Raw genomic sequence first — 14907 nt, 5'->3', positions numbered from 1 at the left:
GCCCCTAAGCCGCCACCGTCAGATCCTCGATTGCCCGCTGCCTGACACCCAGGTCGTCCCAGAGCTCGGGATGGCACGTGAACACCAGAATCTGATGCCGCGTGGCCGCATCGATCAGCGCCCGCTTGATCGCATCGCGCCGCGTCGCATCGGTATGCACGGCGGCATCGTCGAACATCAGCAAGGTCGGACGGCCCGACGCCTTGAGAAGGTCCGCATACGCCAGCCGCGTCAGGATGCCGAGTTGCTCGCGCGTGCCGAAGCTCAACGCATCGAGCGTATCCGCCCGCCCATAGCGGTCTAGTGTCGCGGGACTCAGATCGTCGCCGAGCGCGATCGTCGACTGCGGGAAGATCCGCTTCAGGTAGTGTCCAAGCCGCTCGGTCAGCGGCGCACGCAACTGCGCCACCGCCGCATCGCGTTCGTCGACGAGCACCTCGTCGAGCAGACTCAACGCGCCCGCCCGCAGGCTCAGTTCGTCCTTGCGGCGCGTGGCCTGTTCGACGGAAGCGTTCACTGTCGCGAGACGTTCCCCGAGACCCGATGCGCCAACCGTCTCCAGCTGACTGCGCAGTTGAGCAATCCGAACCTGCCGGTCATGCTGCTCGTTGCGCGCCAATTCCGCCGACGCGCGATAGCGCTTCGCCTCCGCCGCCGGATCGTCGAGGCGGGCCGCTTCCAGCTCGCGCTCGCGTGCTTCGCGTTGCGCTTTCAGCGCCTCGACCTGCACGCGCTGCTCGACAATCTTCGTCTGCCATTGTGCGCGGTTGCGGCAGAACGCTTCGTCGCCCAGTTGCGCTTCCCTGCGCTGCAGCTGCGCCGCGAGCGATTCCGTTGTCGCCGTAGCGCTCGAGCGCTTTTCCGCGGCCTGCTCCAACACTTTTCGGGCGGCGTCCAGCGCATCGCGCGCGATCTCGGCGTTGCGACGCGCCTCGTCGAGCGGCGCTGCGGCGGAGACATCGGGCAAGGCCGCAAGCCGTCCGTTTGCCGATTGCAATCGTGCATCCGCCGAAGCCATCGCCGCCCGCAGCGCGTCGATACCCTGCGGCGCATGCACCTCGAGAATCTTCGCCTGGCTTTTCTGCTGCGCGACCAGCGTCTTCCACTGCTCGTGCCGCGCCTCGGCCTCGCCGAGCGACGCCACGCCCAGCGCCTGCAATAGCTGCGCATGCCGGGCTTCGAGCGACGCCAACTCGGACAAGCGCGCCGGCAGATCGGAAACGCCCGGAATCACCCGCAATTCGCCGAGTTCACCAAGACCGATCCGCTTCTGCTCGTCGAGTCGCAGCACGCCCTCGCCGCTGACCTCCGCGTCGCCGACGGTGATCACGCCGTTCAGCCGGTATTCGATACGCGTCATCGCCGCTTCGGTCCGCGCGCGCAGCACGGTCAATTCCGCATCGAGCGATTGCAGCCGTTTCAATTGCGTCCCGTCGATCTCGAGCGCGGCTGCCGCGCGCGTCGCCTCCAGCACGGCCTCGTTCGCCTTGCCGGCGGCCTCGATCGACGCTGCCAGCCGCTCGCTCTCGGTGCGATGCAGAGCAATCTGACTGCGCAAATCGCCAGCGGTCACCGCGGCGTTCGCCAATTCGAACGCGCGGCCGGCATCGGCGTGCACCTGTTCGAATTGCGCGACGCTCCCCTGCGCCTGCACATGTTCGTTCTGAACCGTCGATGCATTGGCTCGCGCGGCGTCGAGTTGCAGCCGCTCGCGTGCAACCGCTGCTTCGAGTTCGGTCGCCGCCTGTTCCTGCTGCAACGAAAGCGCCAACTCGGCGTCCTTCAATTGCAGCGACTGGGACAGCCCCTGAAGGCCGCGTTCGAGTTCCGCCGCGGCATCGGCGCGCTGTTGCGCCTCGACAGCCTTCTGCTCAAGAAGCACCCAGGGCCGCTTGCGTTGCGCGTCGTCGAACGCTTCCTGCTGCGCGGCAAGCCGCACGATGTTTTCGTCGAACTGCTGACGCTGCTGCTCCAGATCGTCACGCTCTTCGATCAGGTCCGCCAACGCCTGTTCCGCCTCGGCCAACGGACCGGTGGACTTCTGCGTACGCGCCGTAAGCAGTTGCCGAAGCGCCCGCTGCACCGTAGCGATGAGCGCATCCTCACCCGCCGATTCATTGCCGCCCGACAGTTGCGACAACGCATCGCGCAGATACTGCGCCGCATGCCCCGTGGAATCGCGCACCTCCTGCGTGCCGCCTTGCTGCACCCACAACAACCCGGGGACGCCGGCATTTTCCGCCTTCAGCGGCCCACGCGCGGCGCGCGAAAAACCGAGTAGCGCGGCGAGCTTGTCTTCCGCTTCGTCCTCGCCGAACACCGCCTGACCGATCTTCAATTCGCAGCGCTGCCGCGTGACGAACTGCTTCGACAACCGGCATGCCGTGCCGTCCATGTCGAACGTCACTTCAACCGATGGCTGCCCGCTCGCCTTGCCCCACGGCAGCAGGTCTTTCAGATGCGAAGCCTTGTAGCGTTCAAGGAACACCGCGCGCACGGCCTCGGCGATCGTGCTCTTGCCGGCCTCGTTCGGACCAGTAAACAGATTGAGTCCGGGCTGCAGATCGTCGATGACAAGCCTGCCGGCGAACTGCTTGAACTCCTGAATCGCGATGCTTTCCAGCTTCATGCGGACCTCGCTTCGCGCGGCAGTTCACGTTGAAAACGCGCCAGAAGCAACAACGCCTCCGCCGCGCGCTTGACCTGTTGCGGGTCGGACTGCGGGTCCTCCTGCAAGCCTCGCAGACGCGCCACCACCTTTGCCAGGTAGCCGCTTTGCGCGCCAAGCTCGGCCAGATCGTCGGCGGTGGGCAGCACCTGCAGACCCGTCAGATCGACGCGCAGCGCACGCACCCGCGCACGGGCTTCTTCCACCGCGACGTGAATCGCTTCGGCCCCGGCGAGGGCGGTCGAGCCGCTCACCGTCACCCGCAGCACGTCGTGACTGCCTAGCGCGCCAAGGCGCATCCTGAGCGAATCCACGTCGGTCGGCACCGAGATCGTCTCTTCCCAGCGATGCCATTGATACTTGCCGACCCGCACCGCGTCCACGGCCGGCACGGCGCCTGGCTCGGTCAGCGTGACGTCGAGCACGAAGCCCGGCTCGTTGGCGCGGAAACGGTCCTGTTCGTGCGTGCCGGCATACCAGGTGCGTTCGTCGACACGCAGATGGCCGTGCCAGTCGCCGAGCGCGAGATAGTCCAGACGCGCGCTCGCGGCGCGCGCCGGGTCGATCGGGTTCGACGAGTCGATGCCCTCCTGCAGGATCCCGCTCACGCTGCCATGCGCGAGGCCGATGCGGTGATAGCCCGGAGGCGTCTCCGTGGTGTCGAAGAAGCCCGTCGTGTCGTCGTAGGTGATACGTTGCGTGAGCGGCGCGCAAAGCAGCGCGCACCGGCAGGCGTCGAGCGTCACCACGCCGGGCTCGAGCACCAGCCGCACATTCGGCGCAACGCAGTTCAGGCGCTGCGCACGGGTCCATACACTCTCGACCAGGGCGGCATCGTGATTGCCCGGTAGCATGATCCACGGCCCCGAAAACGCTTGCAGCGCGCCGAACAAACGGCGGATCACCGTGTCCGATACGGTCTGCAGGTCGAACACGTCGCCGGCGACCAGCACGGCGTCGACCTTGCGCGCCGCCGCTTCCCCGGCGATCCGGCGCACGGTTTCGAAGCGCGCTTCCGCGAGGTGCGCGGCCTCGTCCGGCTCGAACTGGCCGAATTGCGTGCCTATCTGCCAATCCGCGGTGTGCAGAAACCTGATCACTGTGCCTCCATTCCATTCAATTGCATCGACATTCACTGTTGCTGGCAGCGCCTCGCAGTCTAACCGCAGATGTTACCGCGCCGGCGCGGCAAAGATTGTCCAGAGGCCGATAGCACACGGCCGCAACAGCGGCGCTACACTCGCGTTTTCGGGCGAGCACCCCAATCGCACCACAACGATCCAATCGATTTGAACCCCGCTGCCCTGCTGCCGATGAACAAGGAAACCGAACTCAAGAAGGCCAAGCGCACCCCGTTGCTGCTGCTGGCGGCGGCCGCCTGCGTTTTCGTCGTGACCGCTTTCATGCCGCGCGGCATCTGGGTGGACGGCATCAAGGCCGTGGCCGAAGCCGCCATGGTCGGCGCGCTGGCCGACTGGTTCGCCGTGGCCGCGCTGTTTCGCCGCGTGCCGATCCCGATCGTCTCGGCGCATACGGCGATCATTCCGAAGAACAAGTACAAGATCGCCGACAACCTCGCGGTGTTCGTGCAGGACAAGTTTCTCGACGTGCCCTCGCTGGTCGGGCTGATCCAGAAACACGACCCGGCGCGGAGCGTCACCGGCTGGCTGACAACGCCGGCCAATACCGCGCGTCTGGGCGACTACGTGGTCAAGCTGACGAGCGGCATTCTCGAACTGACCGACGACGTGCGCATCCAGGTCTTCATCAAGGACGCGCTGCGCGACGTGCTGGCCAAAGTCGATCTATCGCAGTCCATCGGCGCGATTCTCGACACGCTCACCAGGGACGGCCGGCATCAGGAACTGCTCGACGCCGGCATCGAACAGGTTGTGGCGCTGTTGCGCGAACCGCAGGCGCGCGAGTTTATCGCCGAGCGCATCGTCGAGTGGGTGAAAGGCGAATATCCAAAGATGGAGATGATCCTGCCGTCGGCATGGCTCGGCGAAAAAGGCGCCGAAGCGATCGCCAATGCGGTGAACCGGATGCTCGAGCAGATCAGCGAGAACCCCGCTCATCAGTTGCGCCGTAAATTCGACGACGCGGCGCAGAAGCTGATCGCCAAACTCAAGAGCGATCCGGCGTTCCTGCAGAAAGGCGAGGAACTGAAGCGCTATCTGGTGGAAGGCGACGCCCTCAGCACGTATGTGAAGGACATGTGGGGCGAATTGCGCGCATGGCTCAAACGCGATCTGCACAGCAGCGACTCGGCCCTGCACGCCAGAGTGATGGCGATGGGTCAATGGGTCGGCCGCGAACTCGCGCATGACCCCGCGCTGCGTCAGTCGCTGAACGACCACCTGGAAGAAGCGGCGCGCGCCATGGCGCCGGATTTCGCCCAGTTCCTCACGCGCCACATCAGCGATACAGTGAAGAACTGGGACGCGCGCGAGATGTCGCGGCAGATCGAACTGAACATCGGCAAGGATTTGCAGTACATCCGCATCAACGGAACGATTGTGGGCGGTTTTATCGGCTTGCTGCTGTACGCGAGTTCGCAGCTGTTCGAGCTGTTGCGTTTGCACATGGGCTAAGGGATACGGTTGCCGCGCGTCAAAGCGCCTACAATCCGGGCATATGAATTGCTCAAGCCCGTTGCGTTTTACCTGAGCGCCGCCGCTCCATCCGCGCGAATCCTCAGTCAAGGCGACAGCACCACAACATCGAGAAGTACGTTCATGAAAATATCGTTACCGCCGCCTGGGCGGCCGAACCGCGTATACCCACCCGGCACGCCCAGTCTGCATGGATTGGCCTCGGTCATCACCGGCGTCGTGGTGGTGTGCGCACTGTACTTCGGCCGCGAGGTGCTGATCCCGATCACGCTTTCCGTGCTGCTCAGCTTTCTGCTCGCGCCGCTGGTCCAGGCGTTGCGGCGTTTTCACATGGGTCAGTTGCCGTCGATCTTTATCGCGGTGCTGTTTGCCCTCGCCACCTTGCTGGCCGTCGGCGGCCTGATCGGCGCCCAGCTGGTGCAACTGGCGGGCGATCTGCCGCAGTATCAGGTGGCGATCGAGCAAAAGATCGAGACCGTGCAGGAGAAAACCGTCGGCCGGGCCGATTCGCTGATGAGCCGCGCCGCCGCCACGCTGCAGCGCGTCGCGCCGAGCAAGCCGAGCCCGCCGCGCCTCACCGGGCGCGCGGCGCGCAATGCGCCCCCTGTGCCGACGCCCGTCGAAGTGCACGAGCCCTCGCCCACGCCGATGCAACTCGCTCAACGGGCGCTGTCGCCGGCAATCGCGCCGATCGAGACGACCTTTATCGTGCTGGTCGTGACGATCTTCATCCTGCTGCAACGTGAAGACCTGCGCGACCGTTTGATCAGTCTGTTCGGTTCCCGCGATCTGCACCGCACCACGACCGCGATCAACGACGCCGCCGGGCGGCTGAGCCGCTATTTCGTGGCGCAGCTGGGTGTGAACCTCAGCGCGGGCGGGATCATCGCCATTGGCCTCGCGATCATCGGCGTGCCGGGGGCGTTGCTGTTCGGCGTGATCGCCGCCTTGCTGCGCTTCGTGCCGTACATCGGCATCTGGATCGCCGCGATTCTTGCCGTGTTTCTCGCCGCCGCCATCCAGCCTCAATGGACCATGGCGGTCTATACGCTGATCCTGTTCATCGTCGTCGACGTGGTGGCCGGGCAGATCGCCGAGCCGCTGCTGTACGGCCATCGCTCGGGCCTGTCGCCGCTGGCGGTGGTCGTGGCGGCGATTTTCTGGAGCTGGCTGTGGGGGCCGATCGGCCTCGTGCTGTCCACGCCGCTCACGCTGTGTGTCGTGACGCTGGGCCGTTACGCCGACCGTCTGAATTTCCTCACGGTGCTGCTGGGCGACCAGCCTGCGCTCACGCCCGCGCAGAACTTCTACCAGCGGCTTCTGGCGGACGATCCGCACGAAGCCATCGTGCAGGCCGAGCGCCTGCTGCGCGAGATGTCGCTGATCGATTACTACGACAACGTCGCGCTCGAAGGCCTCAAGCTCGCGCGCAACGACGCGATGCGCGGCGTGTTGATGCCCGAGCAGTTGGCGCGGATCAATGACGCGCTGGTCGATATCGTCGAAAACCTGGAAATTGTCGAGGGGCTTCCAGACCGGCTGTCGGGCACGGAATCGGCCGACACCGCCGAGGCGTTGGTGGCTTCGGCTTCAGCCGATCTTTCGGAGCGCCACGACGGCCACCTTTCGGCACACCCGGCACCGCGCCCTGAAACCGGCAAGGCGTCCGTGCTGTGCGTGCCCGGACGCGGCGCATTCGACGAGGTCACAGTCGCAATCGCCGTGCAATTGCTCGGGCGCCAGGGACTCGCGCCCTTGATGGCCACGCATTCCGGCTATCGCAGCGCGCATGCCGGCGAAGCGAGCTTCAAGGACGCGCCGATCATCTGCATCGTCTCGCTCGACGCGCCGGAGTCGCCGCCCTATCTGCGCAACATGCTGCGGCGCACGCGCGAATGGCGGCCGAGGGCCACGCTGGTGGTCGGCGTGGGCGGCGCACCGGAAGGCGGGCCGGAGATGGGGGCGACCGGCGCGTCGCACGCGGCGCCGACGTTCCGCGCGATGATCGAGGAATGTCTGGTGGCAACGAGCGTGCCGCATGTGCGCCAGGCTTCGCACGCGGCTGGAGCGGACTAGGCGCGCCGTGCGGCGGATGCGGGCGGATGCGCTGCATGGCGCCATAACCACACGCCAAGGGCCGCAGGGCATGTCGATGCCCGACGGCCTTGCCGATGCTCCGGTTCGACGCCCGGCATGGACCTCGGCAACTTGCGGCCTCAGGGTTGGACAAGCAAGTCGGGCACGCTGCCGGAGAGCCCGCCGCTCATGGCCTCAGCGGCGAAAACCTCCGCCATGGAAGCCACCGCCGCCACCGCCCCCGAAACCACCACCGCCTCCAACACGTCCGGCTCCCTGCGTGCCTCGCGCGTCGCCCCACTGACTCGACGTGTGATCGAAGCGTTGCTCGCTGACGTCGCGCGCCCCACGCTGCTGCTCCAGATCGCCTCCGACGTCCGCTTTGGGCTGGACCGATTGCCAGCCGCCGGCGGTGTGCTGCTGCCACCCGCCGCCCGCCGTGTGTTGATAGACGTTGCCGTCGTGACCGGCGTACACGTCGCCGTTGTTCCAGGCGACGGCGTTGCCCCTCGACCGATTGGTCACGAAACCCTTGCTGCCCGCGGCGTACTGCCCAGTGTGCGTATTGCCCGCAACGCCGAACTCGGCAGCACCGGCTCGTCCCGTCTGTGCGTTGTATCCCGCTGTCTGGCGGCCGCCCGCGAAATTTCCGTTGTACTGATTACCGGCGATGCCGCCACGCGCCGCGCCCGCGCGCCCGGTCGATGCATTCGCAAACGAACCCTGGCGGCCCGCTGCGTAGTTTCCTGAGTAAGGATTGAATGCGGCGCCAGCGCCGCCCTGAAAGTGCGCGCCGGTTGCAGGGTTGTAGCCCGCCCCCGCGGCGCCGCGCCATTGGGTGCCCGTCCACGCGTTCCAACCCGACGCGTGCGTGACCGTGCCCTGCCCCCAGCGCCCATAGAAGTTCGCCTGATTGACGTTCACGTTGCCCCAGCCCCCGCCTCCCCAGTACGGTCCCCAGTAAGGGGCGGCGGCACCCCAGATTGCGCCGGCCGCGAAGCCGAACGCGAACCCCTCGGCGGCGCTCAGTGCGAAGCCCGCACCATAGCCGTAAGTAGCCGGATAGCCGTAGTAATCGGCGCCGACATAGGGGGAGTAAGCATAGCCCGTACCGTAGACGACCGTGCCGTCCGCATTGACCACGACGCCCATATAACCCGGCGTATAACCCACGACGACGGTATCGGCCGTGACGGAATAGATCCGCACGTAGACCACATAGTGCAAAGGCGAGCTGGCCGGGATCGCGTAAATGGTGCTGGGGACCTCGGTCGCCACTTGCCATGCGCCAGCCGGCGTGGGCGCCTGGAACCAGACACCGTTCGTCACCGCATAGTAATGACCGGGATCCACCTCGATCACCGGTGTAGCGGTATTGATCGCATAACTCAACGCGGTGCCGGCGATCGGTGCGAAATGCGGCGCACCGTCATACTTGACGCTCAGCGTAGCCGTCGCGCGCGAGACAGAAGCCGTCTGCGCGATGGTCGCCGCGATCGCGGCCTCCCTGGCTTGCGGCGTGCCGGGCACGGAGACCAGCACGTTGGCCTTCGGATCGTGCGGCGATATCTTCGCGAAATCGGCAGGCAGTGTGCTGCCGGCGACGTATTGCCACGGTCCGCCCGCCGACGCCGCGCGAAACCATCGGCCGGAAATCAGCACATAGTATTGATTCGTCGCGGGGTCCACGAACACGGCGTGGTCGGTATTGGAGACCGACAACAGGCTCACGCCCGCGATCGGCGTGAGTTTCTCCGGGCCATCCGTAACGATCAGCTCGGTCGGCTCCGTGGCGATCAGCACGACGGGCGCATGGGGCGCGCGCTTGCCGCTCGCGGGCAGCAGCGGATCGGCCTTCGCGCTCGCCTCAGCCTGCCGCGCGGCGGCGAGCACGGACTGCGGCGGCGCCGTTTGCACGACCCAGCCCGCATCCGGAGACTCGGCGACATACCAGTAACCCGCGGCATTCAGATACCTGACACCCTTCTCGTCCCGCAGCAGCAGCGCACGGCTGTTCAATACGCGCTCATAGTGCGTGCCACCGACCGGCCGCCACACCGGCGCGCCGTCCACCATGACGAGCACGGTCGGCGTGGTGGAAAAGACGATTCGCGGGGCATCGTTCTTCACGGCGACTGCATGTGTGGCAGCGTGTTGCGCCGATACGGCATAACTGGTTTGCAGTTCGTCGAGCGAGGCAGTCAACCCCGCTGCGGGCAAGCGGGCCAGCAAGGCTGTTCTTATCGTGCCGGCGAGGTCCGGGTTGGTGGGAACTTCCACGCTCGCAATCTCGATGTGAGTCAGTTGCACGAGACCCGAGCGCTTGTCGATATCGGCCGTTGCCGAGAAATGCGCTACGCCATAGGTTGGCGCGCCATCGGTGGGGCCGACGGCAACCGCGGCCCGTCCCGCAATCCGGTTGCCGTCCCATTGTTCGATTTGCGGCTGATACATTTCAATTTGCTGCTTGCCGGCATCGAAATTGCGCGGCCAGATCAGCGACGCAGCGGGTGTAGCGGCATTCGCCGCAGACACGTCATGCGACACGCTCCAGGCGAGGCAGGTGGTGGTGAGCAGTACGGTCAGACTTCGCGTTAATTTGAACATCTTGCAACTCCTTGATTGGCAACCCCGCCCGACGCGCCGTCTATGTGCATCGCGATGAAATGCCGGTCTTCCTTCTCTATCCCTCAGGCTCAACCCACTGCAACCGATCAGCCCACTAGAGCACTATCGATCAGAACAATGAACTACATTTACTTAGCATGACGAATATTCATATATGAATTTCATTCCTACTCTTGAATGCAATGGACTTGTCATCTCATTGAGACGCTGCGCCCTCAAACGCTTGAGCGACATCTCCGCCCGGACGCGATCCAGCCGGCGTGTCGACGCCCCATCCGCCGCCCATCGCCTTATAAAGCGTCACGAGCGATATGTATTCGTTACTGCGGGTTTGCGTATAGCCCAGTTGCGCGTTGAAAAGGCTGCGCTCGGCGTCGAGCACTTCCATATAGCTGGTATAACCGCCTTCGTAGCGCGCCCGGGCGAGCTTCGAGTACGCGATCAACGCATCCACCTGGCGCTGCTGTGCGGCTAATCGTTCGCGCGACTTCTGCACGCCGATCAGTGCGTCGCTCACCTCCTGGAACGCGGACTGGATCGTCTTCTGGTAAGAAAACAGCGCTTCCTGTTGTTGCGCCTGCGCCTGATTGACCTGACCGGCAATATTGCCGGCGGTAAAGATCGGCGCCGTGAGCGCACCGGCGAACGACCACGTATTCGCCGGTCCGCTGAAAAGTTTGGCTAGCTGGGTGCTCGTCGAGCCAAACAGCCCCGTCAACGAAATCTGGGGAAAATATAGCGCGCGCGCCGCGCCGATCAGCGCGTTGGCGGCAATCAGATTCTGTTCCGCCTGCAGCACGTCGGGGCGGCGCTCAAGCAATTCCGAAGGCAACGCCGCCGGCACGTTCGGAGCCTGAAGCGTTTCGAGCGTACGGCCACGAAGAACGGGGCCCGGATTGCGGCCGAGCAGCACGGAGAGCGCATCTTCCTGTTGCCCGATCTGCGCCTCAATGGCTGGCACTTCGGCGAGCGAGGCCTCGTATTCCGACTGACTCTGCGCCAGCTCGACCTGCGAGATTTCCCCGGCCCTGAAACGCAGCTCGAATACTTTGACCGACCCGGCGCGGCTCGCCACGGTGGCATTCGCGATCTCCAGTTGCTGATCGAGATTTCGCAGATTGATATACGAGGTCGCCACGGACGACACGAGCGTGAGAATGGTCGCGCGCCGGCCTTCTTCACTGGCGAACAGACTAGCGCGCGCCGCCTCGGTCTGCCGCCGCACTCGGCCGAACACGTCGAGTTCCCACGAGATGGGCAAGGTGGCATTGAATGAGTCGTAGGCCGTGCCGACACCCGGCGGCAGCGACGCCTGTGCGAGTGGCGAGACACGCTGGCGCCCGGCATTGAAGCCCGCGCTCACCTGCGGAAACAGCTGCGAACGCGTACTGACGAATTGGCCGCGGAATTCATCGACCCGGGCGGCCGCGATTTGCAAGTCCTTGTTCTGCGCGAGCGCCGTTGAAATCAGTTCGTTAAGCACAGGATCACCGAACTGCTCCCACCACGCCGTATCGGCGATCTGCGACTGAGCACCCTCCGAAAACCGGAACGTGGCCGACGTTTCGATTGACGGCCGCACGTAGTCGGGGCCGAGCATGCACCCACTCAGACACAGAGAGAGTCCGAGTGCCGACACGCGGATGAGACTGGAGACGACTGGACGCATGTCAATTATCCCGCTTCGTGATCGGCGCCAAACCGGCCGAACCATGATCCACCGGCGACGGACCCGGCAATGTTGTTTCACCTCGCTGCGCCGGCGTTGCCGCGGATGAGTGTTTGGCCGCGCGCCGCGCGCTGATCGATTCGAGCATGAAGAAGAACACCGGAATAAAGAACACGGCGATGCCCGTCGCGCCCACCATGCCACCGATCACGCCGGTGCCGATGGAATGCCGGCTGTTCTGCGACGCGCCCGTCGCGATCGCGAGCGGGACGCAGCCGAGAATGAAGGCGAACGATGTCATCACGATCGGACGCAGCCGGTCCCGCGCGGCGGTCACCGCGGCATCGAATACCGACGCGCCGTTCTGGCGATTGAGCACGGCGAACTCGAAAATCAGGATCGCATTCTTCGCGGCGAGCGCGACCAGCATGGTGAGACCGATCTGGAAATAGACATCGTTGTTCAGGCCTCGCAACAGGATCGCCAGCAACGCGCCGAACAGCGCGAACGGCACGGCCATGAGCACACCGACCGGAAGATTCCAGCGCTCGTACTGCGCGGCGAGAATCAGGAACACCATGACGAGACCGAAGGCGAAGACCAGCACCGACGTGTTGCCCGATTGACGCGCTTCGTATGCTTCACCGCTCCAGCCGACGCCGAAACCGGCCGGCATCGATTGCGCGAGTTCCTGCAAGGTGGCGATCACCTGCCCCGAGCTGTAGCCCGGCGCGGCGTTGGCCGTAATCAGAACGGCAGGAAAATTATTGAAGCGCGTCATCAGCGACGGGCCGGTGACGTACCGGTACGTCACCACGGATTTGAGCGGCACCATGGCGCCAGTGGCGCTGCGCACGAACACCTGATCGAGATCCGAAGGCTTCAACCGGTACGACGGCTCGGCCTGCAGGATCACTTGCCAGAGACGGCTCGCCTGATTGAACTGCGAGACATACAGCGAACCGAACATGGTCTGCATCGTGCTGTAGACCTCGTCGATCGGCACGCCGAGCGTCGCGGCCCTGTCGCGATCCACGTCGACGCGCAACTGCTGTGAAGCCGCATTGAAGGTCGAGGTGACGCCGGCCAGTTCCGGCCGCGCCTTCGCCCTGGCAACGAAGTCGCGCACCACTTGAGCAAGTTGTTCAGTGGTCGCGTCGCCCTTGCTCTGAATCCACATCTCGGTGCCGCCGGTCGTACCGAGCCCCGGAATGGACGGTGGGTTCACAGGCACGACAAACCCTTCTTTCACGCTCGACAACGCGCGATAAGCGCCCAGCAGCAGCGTGTGAGCATTCTGCGCGCGTATGTTGGCCCATGAATAGCGTTCGTCGAATCCCTTCAATCCGATGAAAAACGACGAAGCGTTGTTCATGGTCTGGTTGTCGAGCAGACTGTAGCCGTCCACCACCGTCACGCTATCCACCCCGCCTTGCTTCGAAAAGTAGTCCGTCACTTTGGCCGACACCTTTCCCGTGCGGTCGAGACTGGCCGCATCGGGCATGAGGATCGCGCCGAGCAGGTAGCCCTGATCTTCGGGCGGCAGGAACGCGCCTGGGATCGAACGCATCATCGTGATCGCCAGCACGACCATGCCGGCGAACAGCAACAGCGCCACACCGAACCGTTTGATCGCCAGCGTCACGGCGCGACCGTAAGCCGCCGTGACGCTGGCGAAGGCGGCGTCGAACCATTTGAAGAAGCCGTGCTTTGCCTTCGTCTGCGGCTTGAGCAACAGCGCGGCCAGCGCCGGCGACAACGTCAGGGCCACGATGCCGGAGAGCACCACCGAAATGGCAATCGTGATGGCGAACTGCTTGTACAACTGCCCCGTAATGCCGCCCAGAAACGCCACGGGGACGAACACCGCACACATCACGAGGACGATCGTGACCACCGGCCCCGACACTTCGTCCATTGCCTTTTTGGCGGCGGCCTTCGGATCGAGTTTGTACGCGCTCATATTGCGTTCCACGTTCTCGATCACCACGATCGCGTCGTCCACGACAATGCCGATTGCCAGCACCATGCCGAACATGGTCAGCATGTTGATCGAGAAACCTAGCGCGGCCATGCCCATGAACGTGCCGAGAATCGAAACGGGGACGGCCAGCACCGGAATCAACGTCGCGCGGAAGCTCTGCAGGAACACGAACACGACGATCACCACCAGCACTACGGCTTCGAAGAAGGTCTTCACCACGTCCGCAATGGAGGCGCGCGTGAAATTGGTGGTGTCCATGGCGATGCTGTAGTCGATTCCCTCAGGAAACGATCGCTTCATTTCCGCCAGCGTGGCGCGCACCTTGTTCGACACGTCCAGCGCGTTGGCGCCCGGCTGCTGGTAAATGGCGATGACGGTGGCCGGCTTGCCCTGGAATCTGCTGCGTATCGAATAATCTTTCTGGCCGAGTTCGGCGCGCCCTACGTCTTTCAGACGCACGATCGCGGCACCGTTGCTCGATGCGCGAATGATGATGTTCTCGAATTCGGCGGGATCGGAGAGACGCCCGCTCGTCGTCACGGCGAACGACTGTTCAACCGGCGCACCGGTCGGCGACTGGCCGAGACGGCCCACCGCGAACTGCTGATTCTGGTTGGCGACCGCGGTCTGAACGTCGCTCGCCGTGATGCCGAGTTGCGCCATGCGGTCTGGACGCAGCCAGATGCGCATGGCGTAGTCCGGCGTGCCGAAGATGCTGGCCTGATTCGCACCCGGAATGCGCTTGAGTGCATCGAGCACATAGACATTCGCGTAGTTCGCGACATAGCTGGAGCTGTAGCGGTTATCGGGCGAATAGATCGCCACCACCATCATGAAGGCCGACGACTTCTTTTGCACCTGCACGCCTTGCGACTGCACCGACTGCGGCAGTTGCGGCAGCGCGAGGTTGACGCGGTTCTGCACGTCCACCTGAGCCAGATCCGGGTTGGTGCCAATGCCAAAGTACGCGTTGATCGTCAAGCTGCCCGTGGACGAACTCGACGAACTCATATAGATCATGTTGTCCGCGCCATTGACCTGCTGCTCGATGGGCGCGGCAACGTTGTTCGCCACCACGTCGGCGCTGGCGCCTGGGTAGCTGGCGGAAATCGTGATCTGCGGCGGCGTGATATCGGGGTACTGCGCGATCGGCAAGGCAAACATGGCCAGCATGCCGCCCAACGCAATGATGATGGAGATGACCGACGCGAAGATCGGCCTGTCGATACAGAAATGGGAAATTTTCATCCGGCTTACCGCCTGGTGC

At 64.4% G+C, this 14907-nt stretch carries 7 protein-coding genes; 2 read left to right on the top strand and 5 right to left on the bottom strand.

The genetic code is table 11. From position 1 onward, the window contains the following. Window positions 1-4: 4 nt before the first annotated feature. Both DSC91_RS06205 and DSC91_RS06200 read right to left on the bottom strand, forming a co-directional pair. On the bottom strand, window positions 5-2629 hold the full coding sequence (locus DSC91_RS06205; protein WP_115777312.1) for an AAA family ATPase: 2625 nt from the start codon (window positions 2627-2629) through the stop codon (window positions 5-7). Next, the gene (locus DSC91_RS06200) at window positions 2626-3768 is read right to left on the bottom strand and encodes a metallophosphoesterase family protein (RefSeq protein ID WP_115777311.1); all 1143 of its coding nucleotides are present in this window, start codon (window positions 3766-3768) and stop codon (window positions 2626-2628) included. The genes DSC91_RS06205 and DSC91_RS06200 overlap by 4 nt, the downstream gene beginning before the upstream one ends. Before the next feature lie 213 nt (window positions 3769-3981). Here DSC91_RS06200 and DSC91_RS06195 point away from each other — a divergent pair, with 213 nt between their 5' ends. Both DSC91_RS06195 and DSC91_RS06190 read left to right on the top strand, forming a co-directional pair. Then, a complete protein-coding gene (locus DSC91_RS06195; RefSeq protein WP_115777310.1) occupies window positions 3982-5262 on the top strand; it encodes a DUF445 domain-containing protein in 1281 nt (426 codons plus the stop codon). Between the two features lie 144 nt (window positions 5263-5406). Beyond that, on the top strand, window positions 5407-7359 hold the full coding sequence (locus tag DSC91_RS06190) for an AI-2E family transporter (protein WP_115777309.1): 1953 nt from the start codon (window positions 5407-5409) through the stop codon (window positions 7357-7359). A gap of 195 nt (window positions 7360-7554) precedes the next feature. Here the strand turns inward: DSC91_RS06190 and DSC91_RS06185 are convergent, their stop codons facing one another. The 3 genes from DSC91_RS06185 to DSC91_RS06175 all read right to left on the bottom strand — a co-directional run bounded on the left by DSC91_RS06185 (window position 7555) and on the right by DSC91_RS06175 (window position 14888). Next, on the bottom strand, window positions 7555-9966 hold the full coding sequence (locus tag DSC91_RS06185; protein ID WP_115777308.1) for a carbohydrate-binding family V/XII: 2412 nt from the start codon (window positions 9964-9966) through the stop codon (window positions 7555-7557). A gap of 217 nt (window positions 9967-10183) precedes the next feature. Further along, window positions 10184-11656, bottom strand: a complete 1473-nt coding sequence (locus DSC91_RS06180; RefSeq protein WP_115777307.1) for an efflux transporter outer membrane subunit — start codon at window positions 11654-11656, stop codon at window positions 10184-10186. Window position 11657: 1 nt separating this feature from the next. Further along, on the bottom strand, window positions 11658-14888 hold the full coding sequence (locus DSC91_RS06175) for an efflux RND transporter permease subunit (protein WP_115777306.1): 3231 nt from the start codon (window positions 14886-14888) through the stop codon (window positions 11658-11660). Window positions 14889-14907 lie beyond the last annotated feature (19 nt).

This window comes from Paraburkholderia caffeinilytica (assembly GCF_003368325.1).
Taxonomy (GTDB): domain Bacteria; phylum Pseudomonadota; class Gammaproteobacteria; order Burkholderiales; family Burkholderiaceae; genus Paraburkholderia; species Paraburkholderia caffeinilytica.
The sequence above is the reverse complement of the archived record's forward strand: the minus strand, read 5'-3'. Positions and strand labels throughout refer to the sequence as shown.

Bases quoted from the DNA above. Each gene is read 5' to 3' on its own strand.
- DSC91_RS06205 (WP_115777312.1), bottom strand. From the start codon at position 2,629: ATGAAGCTGGAAAGCATCGCGATTCAGGAGTTCAAGCAGTTCGCCGGC.
- DSC91_RS06195 (WP_115777310.1), top strand. From the start codon at position 3,982: ATGAACAAGGAAACCGAACTCAAGAAGGCCAAGCGCACCCCGTTGCTG.
- DSC91_RS06190 (WP_115777309.1), top strand. From the start codon at position 5,407: ATGAAAATATCGTTACCGCCGCCTGGGCGGCCGAACCGCGTATACCCA.
- DSC91_RS06185 (WP_115777308.1), bottom strand. From the start codon at position 9,966: ATGTTCAAATTAACGCGAAGTCTGACCGTACTGCTCACCACCACCTGC.
- DSC91_RS06180 (WP_115777307.1), bottom strand. From the start codon at position 11,656: ATGCGTCCAGTCGTCTCCAGTCTCATCCGCGTGTCGGCACTCGGACTC.
- DSC91_RS06175 (WP_115777306.1), bottom strand. From the start codon at position 14,888: ATGAAAATTTCCCATTTCTGTATCGACAGGCCGATCTTCGCGTCGGTC.